The organism is Pseudomonas sp. HMSC076A11, assembly GCF_001810205.1.
In the GTDB taxonomy this organism is placed as follows: Bacteria; Pseudomonadota; Gammaproteobacteria; order Pseudomonadales; family Pseudomonadaceae; genus Pseudomonas; species Pseudomonas aeruginosa.
This window is the reverse complement of record NZ_KV800282.1, coordinates 1-19353: the sequence shown is the minus strand read 5'-3', so window position 1 is coordinate 19353 and position 19353 is coordinate 1. Positions and strand designations below refer to the sequence as shown.

Genomic DNA, 19353 nt, shown 5'->3' with positions numbered 1-19353 from the left:
GGATTCAGATATGCGTTTTGTGGCAAAGTTCACCTGTTTTTGCGCGTAGCGCGACCGAACCGGATATGCCCGAGGAACCGTCGATGAGCAGCACTCCCAGCCTTTCCCATTCCCCTGCCGAGCTTTACCGCGCCTGGCAGGACCTGCGCGCCGAGCGACCGCAGCTACGCGCGCGCGACGCCGCCGCGCTGTTGCAGGTCAGCGAAGGCGAGCTGGTCGCCAGCCGGGTCGGCATCGATGCCGTGCGCCTGCGGCCGGACTGGGCCGCCTTGCTGCCGGCGCTCGGCGAACTGGGGCCGATCATGGCGCTGACCCGCAACGAGCATTGCGTCCACGAACGCAAGGGGCCGTATCGCGAAGTGACGGTCTCTGCCAATGGGCAGATGGGCCTGGTGGTCTCGCCGGATATCGACCTGCGCCTGTTCCTGGGGGGGTGGAACGCCGTCTTCGCCATTGCCGAGGAGACAGCGCGGGGTACCCAGCGCAGCATCCAGGTGTTCGACCAGCAGGGCGTGGCGGTGCACAAGGTGTTCCTTACCGAGGCCAGCGACGTCCGCGCCTGGGAACCGCTGGTCGAGCGCCTGCGGGCTGCCGAGCAGGATGCCGTGCTGGCGCTGCACGAACCCCGCGCACCGGCTGCGGCGCTCGTCGATGCGCAGATCGATGCCGCCGCCTTGCGCGAAGGCTGGGCCGCGTTGAAGGACACCCATCATTTCCACGCCCTGCTGAAGAAGCATGGCGCGCAGCGCACCCAGGCGCTGCGCCTGGCTGGCGGCGAATGGGCCGAGCGCCTAGACAAGGGCGACCTGGCGAAACTCTTCGAAGCGGCGGCTGAAAGCGGATTGCCGATCATGGTGTTCGTCGGCAACGCCCACTGCATCCAGATCCATACCGGGCCTGTGTGCAACCTGAAGTGGCTGGACGACTGGTTCAACGTGCTCGATCCGGAATTCAACCTGCACCTGAAGACCACCGGCATCGCCGAGCTTTGGCGGGTGCGCAAGCCGAGCACCGATGGCATCGTAACCAGCTGGGAGGCCTTCGACGCCGACGGCGAACTGATCGTGCAACTGTTCGGCGCACGCAAGCCCGGCGAGCCCGAGCGCGACGACTGGCGCGAACTGGCCGAATCCTTCAAGGCGCTCTGAGGAGAGATCATGCGTATCGATCGACTATTCAACGGGTTGGCGCTGGGCATCCTGCTCGGCACCGGCATGGCCCAGGCCGCCGAGCTGCCGCAACGCTGGGTGAGCGCGGGCGGCTCGCTGAGCGAATGGGTGGTGGCGCTGGGCGGCGAGAGCAAGCTGGTCGGGGTGGACACCACCAGCCAGCATCCGCAGGCGCTGAAACAGTTGCCGAGCGTCGGCTACCAGCGCCAACTGGCTGCCGAGGGCGTGCTGGCGTTACGCCCGGATATCCTCATCGGCACCGAGGAAATGGGGCCTCCGCCGGTACTCAAGCAGCTCGAAGGCGCCGGCGTGCGGGTCGAGACCCTCTCCGCCAAGCCGGATCTGGAGGCACTGGAAAGCAATCTGAAGAAGCTCGGCGACTGGCTCGGCGTGCCCCAGCGCGCCGAGGCCGCCGAACTTGACTATCGTCAGCGGCTGCGGCGCCAGGCGGACTGGATCGCGGCCGCGCAGAAGAGTCAGCCGGCCCCGGGCGTCCTGCTGGTGATCGGCAACGCCGGCGGTCAGTTGCTGGTAGCCGGGCGCAATACCGGCGGCGATTGGGTCCTGAACCGAGCCGGAGCACGCAACCTGGCTACCCATGAGGGTTACAAGCCGATCTCGGTGGAAGCCCTGGCAGCGCTCGATCCGGTCGCGGTGGTGATCGCCGACCGCAGCCTCGAAGGTGATGCGGCGCGTGCCGCGCTGCTCAAGCAGAACCCCGGGCTCGCCGCGACCCGCGCGGCGCGTGACGGACGTCTGCTGGTGCTGGACCCGACGCTCCTGGTGGGCGGCCTCGGTCCGCGCCTGCCGGATGGCCTGGCGGCTCTCTCCGCAGCCTTTTATCCTTCCGCGAAACCGCTGAGTACGGAAGCCGCCCATTGAAATCGGTTGTTCGTCCCCGCGCACTGTTCGGTGCGCTGGGGATTTCGCTCGTATTGGTCCTCTGGTTGTCCCTCGCCCTCGGTCCCGTCAGCCTGCCGCTGGGCGATACCCTGCGCGCCGCGCTGCGCCTGGCCGGGCTGCCGCTCGATGGAACGGGCCTGGCCCAGGCGGAAATGATCCTCGGCCAGATCCGCCTGCCGCGGACCCTGCTCGGCCTGGCCGTGGGCGCGGTGCTGGCGCTGTCCGGGGTGGCGATGCAGGGCCTGTTCCGCAACCCGCTGGCCGATCCAGGGCTGGTCGGGGTGTCCAGCGGCGCGGCCCTCGGCGCGGCGCTGGCCATCGTATTCGGCGCCTCGCTGGGTGGCTTGCCGGCGTTCCTCGCGCCCTACCTGCTGTCGCTGTGCGCCTTCGGCGGCGGCCTGGGGGTGACCTGGCTGGTCTATCGACTTGGCCGCCGCGATGGCCAGACCAGCGTGGCCACCATGTTGCTGGCAGGGATCGCCTTGACCGCGCTGTCCGGCGCGGTGATCGGACTGTTTACCTATCTCGCCGATGACGCCACCTTGCGTACCCTGACCTTCTGGAACCTGGGCAGCCTGAACGGCGCCAGCTACCCACGACTCTGGCCGCTGCTGCTGGTGGCGCTGCTGGTGGCCTGCTGGCTACCGCGCCGGGCAGATGCGCTGAACGCACTGCTGCTCGGCGAGTCCGAGGCCCGTCACCTGGGCTTCGACGTCGAGCGATTGAAGGCCGAACTGGTGCTTTGCACTGCCCTCGGCGTCGGCGCCGCAGTGGCGGCGGCGGGGATGATCGGCTTCATCGGCCTGGTGGTGCCGCACCTGATCCGTCTGGTTGCCGGTCCGGATCATCGGACGTTGCTGCCGGCCTCGATGATGGCCGGCGCCATTCTCCTGCTGCTTGCCGACCTGCTGGCGCGCCTGGCGCTGGCTCCGGCGGAGTTGCCGATCGGCATCGTCACGGCACTGATCGGCGCGCCGTTCTTCCTTTATCTGCTATTGCGGGGGCGGGCCTGATGCTGCGCGTGGAGAACCTGTCCATCCGCCGTGGCGGAAAGACTGTACTGGAAGGCCTCGAACTGGAGCTGCGGCCTGGCGAGATGCTCGGCGTACTCGGCCCCAACGGCGCTGGCAAGAGCACCTTGCTTGGCGCTCTCTGTGGCGAACTGGAGCCGGCCGAAGGGCTGGTGCTGCTCGACGAGCGCGGCCTCGACGACTGGCCGGGCGTCGCTCGCGCGCAGCGCCTGGCGGTGCTGCCGCAGAGTTCGTCGCTGGGCTTCGCCTTTCCGGTGGAGGCGGTGGTCGGCTTCGGTCGGCTGCCCCATTCCAGCGGCCGCGAGCGCGATGTGCAGATCGTCGCCGAGGCCTTGGCGGCGGCCGACGCCAGCCATCTGGCCGGGCGCAGCTACCTGGCGCTGTCCGGCGGCGAACGCCAGCGCGTGCACCTGGCGCGGGTGCTGGCGCAGCTGTGGCCGGGCGAGCCGGGGCAGGTGCTGCTGCTCGACGAACCGACCTCGGCGCTCGACCCGCTGCACCAGCACACTACCCTGCAGGCGGTGCATGATTTCGCCCGCCGTGGTGCCTCGGTGCTGGTGATCCTCCACGATCTCAACCTGGCCGCGCGCTATTGCGACCGCCTGCTGCTGTTGCAGAATGGTCGCCCGCACCTGCTCGGTACGCCCGAGGAAGTCCTGCGCCCCGAGCCGTTGCGCGCGGTGTTCGGCCTCGAGGTCCTGGTCCAGCGTCATCCCGAGCGAGGTCATCCGCTGATCGTCGCCCGTTGAAGGAGTCGCCATGCGCATTCGCCTGTTCGCTTTCTGTCTGCTGCTGGGCGGCTGCCAGTCCCAACTGCCGCCGCTGCCTGATTGGCAGAGCCCGGAAGGGCGCGACGATCCGCAGACGGGACGAATCGTCGAATTGCGCAGCGGCGTGACGCTGAGCCCGCAGCAACTGGTCGCACGCCTGGCGGCCGCGCCGCGAGTGATCGTCGGCGAGAAGCACGACAATCCCGATCATCATGCCGTGGAGCTGTGGCTGGCGCAGGCCCTGGGCGAATACCGGGCGCAGGGCAGCCTGCTGCTGGAAATGCTCGATCCCGGCCAGCAACCACGGGTGGATGCGGTCCGCGCACAACTCGGGAACGGCAAGCCGGTGGCGAACCTGGAGGAGGCCCTGGACTGGCAGAAAGGTTGGGACTGGACGCAGTACGGACCCCTGGTGTCCTGGGCGGTTGCGCAACCCGCGCCGTTGCTGGCGGCGAACCTCCAGCGGAGCGAGATCATGCGCATCTACAGGGAGCGACCGCCGCTTCCCGGAACGGCCTCCAGGCGTGACAGCGTGCGCCTGCCGCTGCTTGCGCAGATTCGCGAATCCCACTGCGGCATGCTTCCCGACGATCAATTGCCGGCGATGCTCGCCGTCCAGCAGCAACGTGACCGCCGTATGGCCGAGCGTTTTCGCGATGCGCCACTGCCGGCGATGCTCGTCGCCGGCAGCTTCCACGCCCGGCGCGACCTCGGCGTACCGGTCCACCTGCGCGACCTTGGTGCGGAGAAGGGCACGCAGGTACTGATGCTGGTCGAGGCCGGGCAGGCGGTAACGACGCGTGAGGCCGACTACGCCTGGTACACGCCGGCACAGCCGGACAAGGACTATTGCGCGGAGATGAAGAAGGCACGTTGAAGGAAGGGCGCGAGGCCTGGAGCCGCGTATCGCGCTACGTTTTCGCGGGCAAAAAAAGACCCGGCAAAGTGCCGGGTCGAAACCGTGATTAGCCTGATGAGGAGATAATCTGAAGAGTCCGACTGCTTGGTCTCTCAGCTTACCTGCTGGCCTCGCGACCAGTTGGTGTAATAATAACTATTCTCATTATCAGGTCAAGCCGGTTCTCATTCATTCCATCGTCAGCCGATGAACGGTCGTCTCCGGCCGAATCGCAGGCAAAAAAAGACCCGGCAAAGTGCCGGGTCAAAAACCGTGATTAGCCTGATGAGGAGATAATCTGAAGAGTCCGACTGCGTGGGTCTCTCAGCTTACCGGCTGATCTCGCGACCAGTTGAGTGACATAATAATGATTCTCATTTCCATGTCAAACGCTTTCGCCAAACTTTTCTGCTAGCTAGTCGCGAGCCCTCTGGAATGGGCCTCAGGCGCTGCGGCGCAGGCGCAGTTGGGTCACTTCCCGGTTAAGCAGGTCTATCCGCCGGGCCATGCCTTCGATCAGGCTATGGGCGATTCGCGGGTTGTTCTGCATAAGGCCGAGGAACTGCTCCTTGGGAATCACCATCACCGTGCAGGGTTCGCTGGCGACCACCGTGGCGCTGCGTTTCTCGCGAGTGAACACGGCCATGGCGCCGAAGATCTCGTCCTTCTGCACATCGCCGACTTTCTGGCCGTCCACCAGCGCTTCGGCGTGCCCTTCGATGATGATGAATACATGATCCGCATCGTCGCCCTGGCGGATCAGCGCCTCGCCCGCGGCGAAGTGGCGGAAGCCGGTGGCCGGGCGGACTTCCGGCTGCTTCAGGTGCGCCAGCGCATCGCCGAGCAGGGCAGTCTGTCCGATCAGGTACTGCAATAGCAGTTCCTGACGTTCCTGGTCAGCATGGATGTGCTGGAGCAGCGCATCGCGCGAATAGGGCAGCAGGCGGATCGGCTCTTCGTTGGCATGCCGGCAGGCGGGGAGCTCGAGTCCGCGTCGAAGTCCGAGGAGGTCGCCTTCCTGGAGGTAGAACAGTGGGCGTTCGTCGACCAGCGCATGCAGCAGGCCGCTTTCCACCAGGAATACCTGGTCGGCGGGCAGCTCGCGTTCCAAGTCGTCGCTACGTTCCAGTTCCAGGGCGGGGCCGCTGGGTGCCAGGCCTTCGAGCAAGCGGTGAGGGATTCCCTGCAGGCGATTGATCAATTGGTCGGCATACGCCGGTTGCTCGCCGAGTAGATACATGGCCATTTCCTTGAGCTGCCTGGTCGGGAGAGGAGGTACGAACGTCCACGAGACGATAGGTGGGCGCCCGGGGGGGAGTAAATATCTTCCCGTGGCAGGTGTGAGCTAGCTCTTGTTTCGCACGGGGAAAGTCTCCAGCTCGCCGAGCAGTGCGGCCTTGTGGTCTGGGGACAGCTCGTTCCAGTGAACGTCGAGGAGTGCGCCTTCGATGGCATAGAGCAGGACTTTCGAGGCTCGGAAGCCGCGCGCGCGGACCGCGCGATAGGCTCCCACCGAGCCGAGCCGACGCAGATCGGTGGCGCTGTGGATACCCACGGCATGCAACCATTGGGTCGAGGTTTTCCCGAGGTTTTTCAGGTTCAGCAGTTCGTCGTTCATCGTCGGTCCTTGCGATGCCGCTCAGAAGCGTGATGGCGCGGAACTGCCTGGAACCGGTCCGGAGCCGACAGGGCCGGCGCGATGGAGCGAGATGGCCGACGCGAGCGGCCTTCGTCCTTACGATCCGGCGTAGGCGGTCCGGGACCGATCCTCAGCCGGCCGGGTACCTGCCAGAAGTGTAGCGGCCTCCCGGCAAAACGTGGCCTGGCGTGGTCCTTCCGCTTCTCAGGGCTCCGGCAGGTAGCGCAGGCGGGTGCCGAAGTTCACCGACATGCGGATCTCGTCCGGCGCCAGGCGCAACGGGAAATACGTACCGGATATCTGCGCATGGGCCAGGCTGGCGCCCTCCAGGCGCGCCTCGCGCAGATCCACGCCGCGCAGGTCGGCGCCGCGGAAATAGGCATCGCTGAAGTCGACGCGGGCGGCATCCAGCAGACGCAGGTCAAGGCCGCGGAAGTCGCCGCCGGCCAGGTCGATCCAGCCGTCGGCCGGCTTCTGTCGGTTGAAGCCTTCGATGTCTTCGGCGTGGAGCAGTTGGTAGAGCGGCGAGTCGAGCTGACGGGGCGAGTTCATGGGCGGCGTCCTGCGCAGAAGGCTCGCCGTGAGTATAGAAGAGCAGCGGCACGGCGCCCGCCCTGGAGGGGCGGGCGCCATGGCAGTTCGTTCAGAGACCGGGCAGGCGCTGGCGAATGCCGTCGACCAGCCCGTCGAGGCTGGCCGCGTCGTGGGTGTCGACGCGCTTGCTCTGGACCGTCTCCGCCGCTGTCAGCGGCTCGCGGGTAGCCTGCTGGGTGCGGATCACGTCGAGAGTCGCGTCGGACGGATCCTTGCCTTCCGCCTGGCGTTGCGCAAGCCAGCCGGCGATCACCGCTTCGGGCGCCTGGCAGTCGAGGATCAGGAACGGCACGCCGGTTTCTTCCGCGATGTGGCAAGCGGCCTGGCGCTGATTCTGCTTCAGGTAGGCGGCATCGATCACCACCGGATAGCCGGCCTGGAGGATCTTCGCGGCCAACTGGTGAAGGTGCGCATAGGTCGCTTCGCTGGCCTGGCTGCTATAGATGCCGGCGGCGAACTGGCCCCTGTCGTGTTCCGGCTGCTCGCCGAACAGACGCTTGCGTTCGATATCCGAGCGCAGGCGCACGGCGCCCAGAGCCTCCACCAGACGCATGGCCACCTGGCTCTTGCCGACCGCGGAGACACCATGGGTGACCGCCAGGAAGCGCGAGGGAATGGCGCTGTAGCTTTCCGCCAGGTTGGCGTAGTTGCGGTACTGGCGCAGGGTCGCGGCGCGCTGCACGGCATCGGTCTGGTAGCCGAGGCTGAACAGCGCGACCTTGGCGCGGACCATGGCGCGGTAGGCCTTGTAGAAGTTCAGCAGTTCCAGGGCCTGGTAGTCGCCGGTGTGTTCCAGATAGAGGCTGACGAAGCGTCGAGCGTGGCACTTCAGGCCGCGATCTTCCAGGTCCATCGCGAGGAAGGCGAAGTCGGCGCAGACATCGGTGAAGCGGAACGGTTCGTTGAATTCGATGCAGTCGAACAGCACTACCCTGCCGTCGATCAGCGCGGCGTTGCCCAGGTGGATGTCGCCGTGGCATTCGCGGATGAAGCCCTTCGCCTTGCGCTCCTGGAGCACCGGCAGCAGGCGTTCGAAGCTGCTTTCCGCCCAGGCTTCGAGGGCATCCAGCTGTTGCAGGTCGGCCTTGTCCTTGAGCAGCGGGCGAACCTGCTCGAAATTCTGCCGCACCGGCGCCATGCAGGACTCGGCGGTGCCCAGCGGGTGCTCCAGCGGCACCTTCGGAGTGTTCTGGTGGAAGTGCGCGATCTGCTCGGCCAGTTCGTCAATATGCTGGTTGGACAGTTCGCCGCGGCCCTGGATTGCCGCCAGCAGGTTGTCCTGCGGGAACTGGCGCATCTTCAGCAGGTATTCGATTGCCTCGCCGTCGCCGCCGATCCGCGGCGCCTCTTCGCTGCCGGTGATCGGCAGGACCTCCAGGTAGAGATCGTCGGTGAGGCGCTGGTTCAGGCGCAGCTCTTCGTTGCAATAGAAGCGGCGCTTGTCCAGGCTGGTGAAATCGAGAAAGCCGAAATCCATCGGCTTCTTGATCTTGTAGGCGTAGGGACCGGTCAACAGGACCCAGGAGATGTGCGTCTCGATGACCTCGAAGCGCTCCACCGGGTGGGGGTAGAGGGCCGGGTTCTGCAGGGCGGCGATCAGGGTCTGGCTCACGGGATATCCTTGCCTCTGAAATATGCGAAAACCCGCATTATGGCGGGAAGGGGTGACAGTGCAAACCTCGCTGGCGGATAGCAACCATTTGCCGGATCGCCGGTCGAATGCGCCGCGCTGCCGCCGCGTCTATCCACCGGGGCCGCGCAGACCGTGGATGCCGCCGATGCGGTGTCTGTCCGCTGTGGATAAAGTACGTATAATGCGCCGCCATGACGCGTCCCCGATCCCCCCGTTCCCGTAACAGCAAAGCACGCCCGGCACCCGGCCTGAACAAATGGCTCAGCTGGGCTCTCAAGCTCGGCCTCGTCGGCCTGGTGCTCCTCGCCGGCTTCGCCATCTATCTCGATGCCGTGGTGCAGGAGAAATTCTCCGGCCGGCGCTGGACCATCCCGGCGAAGGTCTATGCCCGCCCGCTGGAGCTGTTCAACGGCCTGAAGCTGAGCAGGGAAGACTTCCTGCGCGAACTCGACGCCCTCGGCTACCGTCGCGAGCCCAGCGTGAGCGGCCCTGGAACCGTATCGGTGGCGGCCAGCGCGGTCGAACTCAATACCCGTGGCTTCCAGTTCTACGAAGGCGCGGAACCGGCCCAGCGCGTGCGCGTGCGCTTCAACGGCAACTACGTCAGCGGGCTGAGCCAGGCCAACGGCAAGGAACTGGCGGTGGCGCGCCTTGAGCCGCTGCTGATCGGCGGCTTGTATCCGGCGCACCATGAGGATCGCATCCTGGTCAAGCTCGACCAGGTGCCGACCTACCTGATCGACACCCTGGTCGCGGTCGAGGATCGCGACTTCTGGAACCACCATGGTGTGTCGCTGAAATCCGTGGCGCGGGCGGTGTGGGTCAACACCACGGCCGGCCAGTTGCGCCAGGGCGGCAGCACCCTGACCCAGCAGTTGGTGAAGAACTTCTTCCTGAGCAATGAGCGCAGCCTGAGCCGCAAGATCAACGAAGCGATGATGGCGGTGCTGCTGGAACTGCACTACGACAAGCGCGACATCCTCGAGTCCTATCTCAACGAGGTGTTCCTCGGCCAGGATGGGCAACGAGCGATCCATGGCTTCGGCCTGGCCAGCCAGTATTTCTTCAGTCAGCCGTTGGCCGAGCTCAAGCTCGACCAGGTGGCGCTGCTGGTCGGCATGGTCAAGGGGCCGTCCTACTTCAACCCGCGGCGTTACCCGGATCGTGCGCTGGCGCGGCGCAACCTGGTGCTCGACGTGCTCGCCGAGCAGGGCGTGGCGACCCAGCAGGAAGTCGACGCCGCCAAGCTGCGCCCGCTCGGCGTGACCCGGCAGGGCAGCATGGCCGACAGCTCCTATCCGGCCTTCCTCGACCTGGTCAAGCGCCAGTTGCGCCAGGACTACCGCGACGAGGACCTGACTGAGGAAGGGCTGCGCATCTTCACCAGCTTCGATCCGATCCTGCAGGAGAAGGCCGAGACCTCCGTCAACGAAACGCTCAAGCGTCTCAGTGGGCGCAAGGGGGTCGACCAGGTCGAGGCGGCGATGGTCGTGACCAATCCGGAAACCGGTGAGATCCAGGCCCTGATCGGCAGTCGCGACCCGCGCTTCGCCGGCTTCAACCGGGCCCTGGACGCGGTGCGGCCGATCGGTTCGCTGATCAAGCCGGCGGTCTACCTGACCGCTCTCGAGCGGCCGAGCAAGTACACCCTGACCACCTGGGTACAGGACGAGCCCTTCGCGGTGAAAGGCCAGGACGGCCAGGTCTGGCGACCGCAGAACTACGACCGGCGCTCGCATGGCACGATCTTCCTGTACCAGGGCCTGGCAAACTCCTACAACCTGTCCACCGCCAAGCTCGGCCTCGACGTCGGTGTGCCCAACGTGCTGCAGACCGTCGCCCGGCTGGGTATCAACCGTGACTGGCCGGCCTATCCTTCGATGCTGCTGGGCGCCGGTTCGCTCAGTCCGATGGAGGTCGCCACCATGTACCAGACCATCGCCAGCGGCGGCTTCAACACGCCGTTGCGGGGGATCCGCAGCGTCCTCACTGCCGACGGCCAGCCGCTCAAGCGCTATCCGTTCCAGGTCGAACAGCGCTTCGACTCGGGCGCCGTCTACCTGGTGCAGAACGCCATGCAACGGGTCATGCGCGAAGGCACCGGGCGTTCGGTGTACAGTCAATTGCCGTCGTCGCTGACCCTCGCCGGCAAGACCGGCACCAGCAACGACTCGCGCGATAGCTGGTTCTCCGGTTTCGGCGGCGACCTCCAGGCTGTGGTCTGGCTCGGTCGCGACGACAACGGCAAGACGCCGCTTACCGGCGCCACCGGTGCCTTGCAGGTGTGGGCCAGCTTCATGCGCAAGGCGCATCCGCAATCGCTGGAAATGCCGATGCCGGAGAACGTGGTGATGGCCTGGGTCGACGCGCAGACCGGGCAGGGCTCGGCGGCGGATTGCCCGAATGCCGTACAGATGCCCTATATTCGTGGCAGCGAGCCCGCCCAGGGCCCAGGCTGCGGGAGCCAGAACCCCGCCGGCGAGGTGATGGACTGGGTACGTGGCTGGCTGAATTGATCCGAGAGGACCTGACGTGAAGAAGATTTTCGTATTCGCCGCGCTTGCCGGCAGTGCCCTGCTCGCGGGCTGCGCCAGCCCGCAGCACGGGGCGATCCCGGTGGTGGATTCCGGTACTCCGGTGTCCAACCAGGAAAGCGGCGGTTTCCGCATCACCCGTACCCAGGTACCGCGTACCCAGCAAGGCGCCGCCACCCAGGGCATTCCCCAGGGCGGCGACTCCGGTGTGGTGGTGATGGTGCCGCAGGGCGCCAATTCCGCACCGATCCAGACTTTCCCGGCGCAGTCCGGCGCCGCGCCGATCAGCAGCGCTCCGCTCGGCACCGGCACCCAGTACCAGGCTCCGCCCAGCAGCGCCTCCACGCCACCGCTGGGTGGCAGCTACAACATGCCGCCCAGCGGCGCCAGTCGTTCCGCGCCCACCGGCATTCCGGCCTCCGGCTCGGCCGGCAGCCTGGCGGCCGACGAGCAGTTGGACGGGCCGGTCCTGGCGATGCTCACAACCGCCCAGCAACAGCAGGGCAGCGGCGACCTGAACAGCGCCGCCGCCAGCCTCGAGCGAGCCCAGCGCATCGCTCCGCGCGAGCCGCAGGTGCTCTATCGCCTGGCCCAGGTGCGCCTGGCCCAGGGCGATGCGGCCCAGGCCGAGCAGGTCGCGCGCCGTGGCTTGAGCTACGCCAATGGCCGGCCGGCCTTGCAGGCCGGGCTCTGGGAACTGATCGCCCAGGCTCGGGAGAAGCAGGGAGACTCCGCCGGCGCTGCGCTGGCCCGGCAGAAGGCCAAGGTCAGCTCCTGATGGATCGACGGGTCTATGCGCTGGCCGACCAGTTGTTGCTGATCGAGCGTGAGTTGCGTGCCCTCGGCTGGTGGAGCGAAAGCAGCCCCGCCCCGGAAGCGCTGGCCAGCCCCGAGCCGTTCTGCGTGGATACGCTGGCGCTCGAGCAATGGCTGCAATGGATCTTCCTGCCACGGATGAAGCTGATTCTCGAAAGCGACAGCGCCTTGCCGCAAGCCTCGGGTATCCTGGCCATGGCCGAGGTGGCCTATGCGCAGCGTGGCGAGGAAGTCGCCGGCCTGCTGGCGGCGCTTGGCGAGTTCGACCGGCTGATCGGCGGGCCGTCATGAAGCTTCGGCAGTAAAGAAAAACCCGGCTACAGGCCGGGTTTTTCTTTGCTTCAAGCAAGGCGGAGAGCCGGGTCAGCCCCATGCTGCGGGACGGGGCTGTGTTCGCCTCAGCGGCAATTCTCCTGGATCGCCTTTTCGGCCTTGGCGATTCGCTCCTGGCGTTCTTCCTCGCCGAGGCGACGGAGTTCGCCCTTGCCTTCGTCGACCCTTACGCGCGGGTTGTTCTTCAGTTGCGCGAGGTTGTTGCGGGTCTCTTCGCAGAACTGCTTGCGCTCGGCCTCTTCCTTCGCCACTTGCTGCTTCACCTTGTCGTCGATCGCCTTCTGCTCGGGATCGGCCGGTTTCTGCTGGATGGTCGGTGCCGGGGTCGAGGGGGGCAGGGGGAAGTTGTCCGGCGGCGGGGCGGTCTGGGTATTCACCGTGGTCGCTTGCGCACCTTGCGGCGGTTGTGCGCCGAAGTGGGTGACGCCCTCGGCGTCGACCCATTTGTAGATCGGGGCGGCCATGGCGAAAGAGGAGAGGGCGAGCAACAAGCTGGCCGGGAGGATCATGCGTCGCATGCGGAGTCCTTGGAATGCGCTAACTGCGGCTAACTATAACCAAATCCGCCAGCGCGGCATGCTGCACGGCATCACAACCGCCGCCGGAGACGGCCTCGCCGTGGCAAGTCCTCGCGGGAATCATGGGCATTTTGGAAAAGTTTGCTCTAAATCGGAATTTTCTAGCCATAAAATCTGTTTTTGGTCATTGATCAGCTTTTTTATGGAAGGGTATGGCAGCTTCCTTGGAATTTTTTTTGATAATTTTCAGAATAAAGCTTGACTTGCGTTCGACGAATGCGAAGAATCCAAGCTCGCTGTAGCGGGCCGTCTGCAACCCAGTCCCCTCTCCGGCAGACCATGAGGTGCCTACCCGCGCCGAAAGTTACACCCTGCTTCGCGTTACCTCGCGCTGGGTGGAAGAGCTCCGTAACACCAGGCGCCCTTCCAAGTTTGCTCAATCGGCAGTTGACGTAGCCGGTGACTACCGTCACCCATGCTCTGCCGGGCAGCCAACCGAATTTCGGTCGCCCGCCCCTGGGTGGCCGTATAGCGTTCTAGAGGTGAAAACGTGGAGCTTTTATCTGGCGCTGAAATGGTCGTCCGCTCGTTGCGCGACGAAGGCGTTAAGTACATCTACGGGTACCCGGGTGGTGCCCTCCTGCATATCTACGACGCGCTCTTCAAGGAGCACGACGTGACCCACATCCTGGTGCGCCACGAACAGGCGGCTACCCATATGGCCGACGGCTACGCCCGCGCCACCGGCAAACCCGGTGTCGTGCTGGTGACTTCCGGCCCGGGCGCGACCAACGCCATCACCGGTATCGCCACCGCGTACATGGACTCCATCCCGATGGTGATCCTGTCGGGCCAGGTGCCGAGCAACATGGTCGGTACCGACGCGTTCCAGGAAACCGACATGGTCGGGATCTCCCGGCCGATCGTGAAGCACAGCTTCATCATCAAGCATCCCTCGGAAATTCCCGAGGTGATCAAGAAGGCCTTCTACCTGGCGCAGTCCGGTCGTCCGGGGCCGGTGGTCGTGGATATTCCGAAGGACATGGGCGACCCGACGCAGAAGTTCGAATATTCCTATCCGAAGAAGGTCAAGTTGCGTTCTTACAGCCCGGCCGTTCGCGGTCACTCGGGGCAGATCCGCAAGGCCGCCGAGATGCTCCTGGCCGCCAAGCGCCCGGTGGTCTATTCCGGCGGCGGCGTGATCATGGGCAATGCCGCGGCGCCGCTGACCGAGCTGGCGCAGATGCTCAACCTGCCGGTGACCAACACCCTGATGGGCCTCGGCGGGTATCCCGGCGCGGACCGCCAGTTCCTCGGCATGCTCGGGATGCACGGCAGCTTCACCGCCAACCTGGCGATGCATCACAGCGACGTGATCCTCGCGGTCGGCGCGCGTTTCGACGACCGGGTCATCAACGGCGCGGCGAAGTTCTGCCCGAACGCCAAGATCATCCACATCGACATCGATCCGGCGTCGATTTCCAAGACCATCAAGGCCGACATCCCGATCGTCGGCCCGGTGGACAGCGTTCTCACCGAAATGGTCGCGATCGTCAGGGAAATCGGCGAGACCCCGAACCAGGATGCCCAGGCTGCCTGGTGGAAGCAGATCGACGAATGGCGTGGTAACCGTGGGTTGTTCCCGTACGACAAGGGCGACGGCAGCATCATCAAGCCGCAGACCGTCATCGAGACGCTCTACGAGGTTACCCATGGCGATGCCTTCATCACCTCCGATGTCGGCCAGCACCAGATGTTCGCCTCGCAGTACTACAAGTTCAACAAGCCCAATCGCTGGATCAACTCCGGCGGTCTCGGCACCATGGGCTTCGGCTTCCCGGCGGCGATGGGCATCAAGCTCAACTTCCCGGACGACGATGTCGCCTGCGTGACCGGCGAGGGCAGTATCCAGATGAATATCCAGGAACTGTCTACCTGCCTGCAGTACGACCTGCCGGTGAAGATCGTCAACCTGAACAATGGTGCCCTGGGCATGGTCCGCCAGTGGCAGGACATGCAGTACAACAGCCGTTATTCGCATTCCTACATGGAATCCCTGCCGGACTTCGTCAAGCTTGCCGAAGCCTACGGGCATGTCGGCATGCGCATCACCGACCTGAAGGATCTGAAGCCGAAGATGGAGGAGGCGTTCGCCATGAAGAATCGCCTGGTCTTCCTCGACATCCAGGTGGACGCCAGCGAACACGTCTATCCGATGCAGATCCGTGACGGCGCGATGCGCGACATGTGGCTGAGCAAGACGGAGCGTACCTGATCATGCGACACATCATTTCCCTGCTGCTGGAAAACGAGCCAGGCGCATTGTCCCGCGTGGTCGGCCTGTTCTCCCAACGCAACTACAACATCGAAAGCCTGACCGTGGCGCCGACCGAGGACCCGACCCTGTCGCGTCTGACGCTGACCACCGTGGGGCACGATGAGGTGATCGAGCAGATCACCAAAAACCTCAACAAGCTGATCGAAGTGGTCAAGCTGGTGGATCTGTCGGAAAGCGCCCATATCGAGCGCGAGCTGATGCTGGTGAAGGTCAAGGCCACGGGCGCCCAGCGCGCCGAGGTCAAGCGCACCACCGATATCTTCCGTGGGCAGATCGTCGACGTCACCAGTAGCGTCTATACCGTGCAACTGGCGGGTACCAGCGACAAACTGGACAGCTTCATCCAGGCCATCGGCACCGCGTCGATCCTGGAAGTGGTCCGCAGTGGCGTCACCGGCATCGCCCGTGGCGACAAGACTCTGAGCATCTGAACTGAAAGCAGGCCCGCGAGGCCTTACTGAAGGGGAATTCCCATGCGCGTTTTCTACGATAAAGACTGTGACCTCTCGATCATCCAGGGCAAGAAAGTTGCCATCATCGGCTACGGCTCCCAGGGCCACGCCCATGCCTGCAACCTGAAGGACTCCGGCGTCGACGTCACCGTGGGCCTGCGTAGCGGCTCCGCCACCGTGGCCAAGGCCGAAGCGCACGGTCTGAAGGTTGCCGACGTGAAGACCGCCGTCGCCGCAGCCGACGTGGTCATGATCCTCACCCCGGACGAGTTCCAGGGCCGCCTGTACAAGGAAGAGATCGAGCCGAACCTGAAGAAGGGCGCCACCCTGGCCTTCGCTCACGGCTTCTCCATCCACTACAACCAGGTCGTCCCGCGCGCCGACCTCGACGTGATCATGATCGCGCCGAAGGCCCCGGGTCACACCGTGCGTTCCGAGTTCGTCAAGGGCGGTGGCATCCCTGACCTGATCGCCATCTACCAGGACGCTTCCGGCAACGCCAAGAACGTCGCCCTGTCCTACGCCTGCGGCGTCGGCGGCGGTCGTACCGGTATCATCGAAACCACCTTCAAGGACGAGACCGAAACCGACCTGTTCGGTGAGCAGGCCGTTCTCTGCGGTGGTTGCGTCGAGCTGGTCAAGGCCGGTTTCGAAACCCTGGTCGAAGCCGGTTACGCGCCGGAAATGGCCTACTTCGAGTGCCTGCACGAGCTGAAGCTGATCGTCGACCTGATGTACGAAGGCGGCATCGCCAACATGAACTACTCCATCTCCAACAATGCCGAATACGGTGAGTACGTAACCGGTCCGGAGGTGATCAACGCCGAGTCCCGTGCTGCCATGCGCAACGCCCTGAAGCGCATCCAGGACGGCGAGTACGCGAAGATGTTCATTACCGAAGGTGCGGCCAACTACCCGTCGATGACTGCCTACCGCCGCAACAACGCCGCTCACCCGATCGAGCAGATCGGCGAGAAGCTGCGCGCGATGATGCCGTGGATCGCAGCCAACAAGATCGTCGACAAGAGCAAGAACTAAGCGGCTCCGGCGACAGACGAAGAAACGCGGCCCCGGCCGCGTTTTTTCGTTCTTGCCTGGCGATCTGGTATAAAGCCTGGGCCGGCGGAGTTGTCTTCCTAGTCAGAAGAGCTGTCGGCATATTCGTACCCCATCAGTTCCCAAGGAATTGTCCATGAGTGAACGTCCCGAGGAGCCGAACAAGGCCTCCGACGAAGAAAGCCTGCTGCCCATCGACGAACATATAGAAGAAGGGCACGACGCCGAAGGGCGGAAGGTTCGTCACCGCGGTATCTACCTGCTGCCCAACCTGTTCACCACGGCGGCCCTGTTTTCCGGCTTCTACGCCATCATCAATGGCATGAGCGGCCAGTTCGCCAACGCCGCCATCGCTATCTTCGTGGCCATGGTCCTCGATGGACTGGACGGCCGTGTGGCTCGCCTGACCAACACCCAGAGCGCCTTCGGCGCCGAGTATGACTCGCTGTCCGACATGGTCGCCTTCGGTGTGGCGCCGGCGCTGGTCGCCTTCGAATGGGCGCTTGGCAGCCTCGGCAAGGTCGGCTGGATGGTCGCCTTCATCTACGTTGCGGGCGCCGCCCTGCGTCTGGCTCGTTTCAACACCCAGGTCGGCAAGGCCGACAAGCGCTATTTCATCGGCCTGGCCAGTCCGGCCGCCGCGGCACTGGTGGCGGGCACGGTATGGGCGTTCAGCGATTTCGAGATCCAGGGCGCCAAGGTTGCCTTCCTCGTCGCCCTGCTGGTCGCCGCCGCCGGTGTGCTGATGGGCAGCAACATCAAGTACCACAGCTTCAAGGATCTCGACCTGCGCGGCCGGGTGCCGTTCGTGGCGATCCTTATCGTGGTGCTGGCCTTCGCCGTGGTCTTTACCGACCCGCCGCGCATCCTCCTGTTGCTGTTCCTTGCCTACGCGGCCTCCGGTCCTGTGCAATACCTGCTGCAACTGCGTCGCCGGAAGCAGCCGAGCTGATGTAATTTCCAACGGGCTCCGTAGTCTACTGGCACAAAGCTGGTCATTGCGGAGCCCGTCATGCTGATCAAGATTCCCTCCCGTTCCGACTGTTCCGAGTCGGAAGTCACGTCCGAAACCCTCTACCTGTCCCGTCGGCGTCTGCTCGGTGCTTCCTTCGCCGGATTGGCGCTGGCCAGCGGCCTGCCGCGCCTGGGCTTTGCCGACGAACAGCGCTATGCCGGCGTCGAGCCGGTGCCGGCGCCGGGCTGGTTCGCCGAAAAGCTACCGCAGACCCGCTGGCAGGCGGTGGATGTCCAGAGGGAGGCGATCACGCCATTCAAGGACGCCACCCACTACAACAATTTCTACGAATTCGGGCCGAACAAGGGCGACCCGGCGGAAAACGCCTCGGCCCTGAAGACCGAGCCCTGGTCGGTGGTGATCGACGGCGAGGTCGGCAAGCCGGGTACCTATGCCCTCGAGGATTTCGTCAAACCCTACCAACTGGAAGAGCGCATCTATCGGCTGCGCTGCGTGGAAGCCTGGTCGATGGTGATCCCTTGGCTGGGCTTTCCCCTGGCGGACCTGCTCAAGCGGGTCGAACCCAATGGGCAGGCGAAGTTCGTCCGTTTCGAAACCCTGCAGCGTCCGGAACAGATGGTCGGCCAACGCTCCGGTTTCTCGGTGATCGACTGGCCTTATATGGAAGGCTTGCGCATGGACGAGGCGATGCATCCCCTGGCAATTCTGGCGGTGGGCATGTACGGGCGGCTGTTGCCCAACCAGAATGGCGCGCCGTTGCGCCTGGTGGTGCCGTGGAAGTATGGCTTCAAGAGCATCAAGTCCATCGTGCGTATCAGTCTGGTCCGCGAGCAGCCGAAGACCACCTGGGAAAGCATTGCCGCCAACGAGTACGGGTTCTATGCCAACGTCAATCCGCAGGTCGACCACCCTCGGTGGTCCCAGGCCCGCGAGCGGCGCCTGCCCAGTGGCTTGTTCAGCCCCAATGTACGGGATACGCAGATGTTCAATGGCTACGGGAGCGAGGTCGCTTCCCTTTATAGCGGCATGGATCTGAGGAAGTACTACTGATGCGCTACTGGTATCTGCGCCTTGCGGTATTCCTGGGGGCGCTGGCGGTGCCGGCCTGGTGGTTGTACCAAGCCTGGATCTTTGCCCTCGGACCTGACCCGGGCAAGACCCTGGTCGATCGACTGGGGCTGGGCGCCTTGGTATTGCTGCTACTCACCCTGGCGATGACGCCACTGCAGAAGCTGAGCGGCTGGCCGGGCTGGATCGCCGTGCGTCGCCCGTTGGGGTTGTGGTGCTTCACCTATGTGCTGCTGCACCTGAGCGCTTACTGCGTGTTCATCCTGGGGTTGGACTGGGGGCAGTTGGGCATCGAATTGAGCAAGCGTCCCTACATCATCGTGGGAATGCTTGGATTCGTCTGCCTGTTCCTGTTGGCGATCACTTCCAACCGCTTCGCCATGCGCAAGCTCGGTAGCCGCTGGAAGAAGCTGCATCGCCTGGTCTACCTGATCCTTGGGCTCGGCTTGCTGCACATGCTCTGGGTGGTGCGGGCAGACCTGGAGGAGTGGACCCTGTACGCTGTGGTTGGTGCGTCGCTCATGCTGCTGCGGCTACCCTCGATCGCTCGCCGCCTGCCCAGGCTTCGAACTCGTCACGGTGTTTCGTAATAAAAGTTTCAAATAAGTGTTGACGCCAGTTTCTA

The 19353-nt window shown here is 64.8% G+C and carries 20 protein-coding genes; 15 read left to right on the top strand and 5 right to left on the bottom strand.

All coding sequences use genetic code 11. The features are described from left to right. Positions 1-83: 83 nt before the first annotated feature. From HMPREF2716_RS06360 to HMPREF2716_RS06340, 5 genes are read left to right on the top strand one after another with little or no spacing between them, the layout of a single operon-like run. Positions 84-1148, top strand: coding sequence for a hemin-degrading factor (locus tag HMPREF2716_RS06360; protein ID WP_003095101.1), 1065 nt, complete (start codon positions 84-86; stop codon positions 1146-1148). 9 nt (positions 1149-1157) lie between these two features. Then, on the top strand, positions 1158-2051 hold the full coding sequence (locus tag HMPREF2716_RS06355; protein WP_003095100.1) for a hemin ABC transporter substrate-binding protein: 894 nt from the start codon (positions 1158-1160) through the stop codon (positions 2049-2051). A gap of 41 nt (positions 2052-2092) precedes the next feature. Then, positions 2093-3085 (top strand): FecCD family ABC transporter permease, encoded by a 993-nt coding sequence (locus HMPREF2716_RS06350; protein ID WP_079279930.1) that lies wholly within the window; start codon positions 2093-2095, stop codon positions 3083-3085. Continuing rightward, positions 3085-3852: a heme ABC transporter ATP-binding protein gene (locus HMPREF2716_RS06345; RefSeq protein WP_003095098.1), complete on the top strand. Its 768-nt coding sequence runs from the start codon at positions 3085-3087 to the stop codon at positions 3850-3852. Before HMPREF2716_RS06350 ends, HMPREF2716_RS06345 begins: the two co-directional genes overlap by 1 nt. Before the next feature lie 10 nt (positions 3853-3862). Then, a complete protein-coding gene (locus HMPREF2716_RS06340) occupies positions 3863-4750 on the top strand; it encodes a ChaN family lipoprotein (RefSeq protein WP_023518114.1) in 888 nt (295 codons plus the stop codon). A gap of 463 nt (positions 4751-5213) precedes the next feature. Here HMPREF2716_RS06340 and cbpA read toward each other — a convergent pair whose 3' ends face one another. The 4 genes from cbpA to HMPREF2716_RS06320 form a co-directional block, all read right to left on the bottom strand. Further along, a complete protein-coding gene (gene cbpA / locus HMPREF2716_RS06335) occupies positions 5214-6011 on the bottom strand; it encodes a cAMP-binding protein CbpA (RefSeq protein WP_003095096.1) in 798 nt (265 codons plus the stop codon). A gap of 105 nt (positions 6012-6116) precedes the next feature. After that, the gene (locus HMPREF2716_RS06330) at positions 6117-6389 is read right to left on the bottom strand and encodes a TfoX/Sxy family protein (protein ID WP_003095094.1); all 273 of its coding nucleotides are present in this window, start codon (positions 6387-6389) and stop codon (positions 6117-6119) included. A 225-nt stretch (positions 6390-6614) separates the two neighbouring features. Continuing rightward, complete coding sequence (locus tag HMPREF2716_RS06325; RefSeq protein ID WP_003095090.1) at positions 6615-6962, bottom strand: pentapeptide repeat-containing protein; 348 nt, start codon at positions 6960-6962, stop codon at positions 6615-6617. A 91-nt stretch (positions 6963-7053) separates the two neighbouring features. Next, the gene (locus tag HMPREF2716_RS06320) at positions 7054-8616 is read right to left on the bottom strand and encodes a bifunctional aminoglycoside phosphotransferase/ATP-binding protein (RefSeq protein ID WP_003095088.1); all 1563 of its coding nucleotides are present in this window, start codon (positions 8614-8616) and stop codon (positions 7054-7056) included. 212 nt (positions 8617-8828) lie between these two features. Between HMPREF2716_RS06320 and mrcB the strand changes: the two genes are divergently transcribed. Genes mrcB through HMPREF2716_RS06305 form a run of 3 tightly spaced genes read left to right on the top strand, consistent with a single transcriptional unit; the run spans position 8829 to position 12278 of the window. Next, a complete protein-coding gene (mrcB, locus tag HMPREF2716_RS06315) occupies positions 8829-11153 on the top strand; it encodes a penicillin-binding protein 1B (protein WP_003100154.1) in 2325 nt (774 codons plus the stop codon). Positions 11154-11169: 16 nt separating this feature from the next. After that, on the top strand, positions 11170-11949 hold the full coding sequence (lpoP, locus tag HMPREF2716_RS06310; protein ID WP_003116066.1) for a penicillin-binding protein activator LpoP: 780 nt from the start codon (positions 11170-11172) through the stop codon (positions 11947-11949). Then, positions 11949-12278 carry a YqcC family protein gene (locus HMPREF2716_RS06305; RefSeq protein WP_003111351.1) on the top strand — a complete coding sequence of 110 codons (330 nt, stop codon included), beginning with the start codon at positions 11949-11951 and terminating at the stop codon, positions 12276-12278. Before lpoP ends, HMPREF2716_RS06305 begins: the two co-directional genes overlap by 1 nt. A gap of 107 nt (positions 12279-12385) precedes the next feature. On the opposite strand, the gene HMPREF2716_RS06300 is transcribed toward HMPREF2716_RS06305, so the two are convergent. Beyond that, a complete protein-coding gene (locus HMPREF2716_RS06300) occupies positions 12386-12838 on the bottom strand; it encodes a DUF4124 domain-containing protein (RefSeq protein WP_003095076.1) in 453 nt (150 codons plus the stop codon). Between HMPREF2716_RS06300 and HMPREF2716_RS29595 the strand changes: the two genes are divergently transcribed. From HMPREF2716_RS29595 to msrQ, 7 genes are all read left to right on the top strand, one after another. After that, on the top strand, positions 12828-13100 hold the full coding sequence (locus HMPREF2716_RS29595; protein WP_152934532.1) for a hypothetical protein: 273 nt from the start codon (positions 12828-12830) through the stop codon (positions 13098-13100). The two genes, HMPREF2716_RS06300 and HMPREF2716_RS29595, sit on opposite strands and share 11 nt — an antisense overlap. 288 nt (positions 13101-13388) lie before the next feature. Further along, complete coding sequence (locus tag HMPREF2716_RS06295) at positions 13389-15113, top strand: acetolactate synthase 3 large subunit (RefSeq protein ID WP_003095071.1); 1725 nt, start codon at positions 13389-13391, stop codon at positions 15111-15113. 2 nt (positions 15114-15115) lie between these two features. Then, the gene (gene ilvN, locus HMPREF2716_RS06290; RefSeq protein WP_003095069.1) at positions 15116-15607 is read left to right on the top strand and encodes an acetolactate synthase small subunit; all 492 of its coding nucleotides are present in this window, start codon (positions 15116-15118) and stop codon (positions 15605-15607) included. A gap of 42 nt (positions 15608-15649) precedes the next feature. Further along, positions 15650-16666, top strand: a complete 1017-nt coding sequence (ilvC, locus tag HMPREF2716_RS06285) for a ketol-acid reductoisomerase (protein WP_003095066.1) — start codon at positions 15650-15652, stop codon at positions 16664-16666. 154 nt (positions 16667-16820) lie between these two features. Further along, entirely contained in the window at positions 16821-17636 is an 816-nt protein-coding gene (gene pssA, locus HMPREF2716_RS06280; protein WP_070621837.1) for a CDP-diacylglycerol--serine O-phosphatidyltransferase, read from the top strand. Positions 17637-17696: 60 nt separating this feature from the next. Then, positions 17697-18710, top strand: a complete 1014-nt coding sequence (msrP, locus tag HMPREF2716_RS06275) for a protein-methionine-sulfoxide reductase catalytic subunit MsrP (protein ID WP_003121058.1) — start codon at positions 17697-17699, stop codon at positions 18708-18710. Then, positions 18710-19318 carry a protein-methionine-sulfoxide reductase heme-binding subunit MsrQ gene (gene msrQ / locus HMPREF2716_RS06270; RefSeq protein ID WP_023518112.1) on the top strand — a complete coding sequence of 203 codons (609 nt, stop codon included), beginning with the start codon at positions 18710-18712 and terminating at the stop codon, positions 19316-19318. The genes msrP and msrQ overlap by 1 nt, the downstream gene beginning before the upstream one ends. Positions 19319-19353 lie beyond the last annotated feature (35 nt).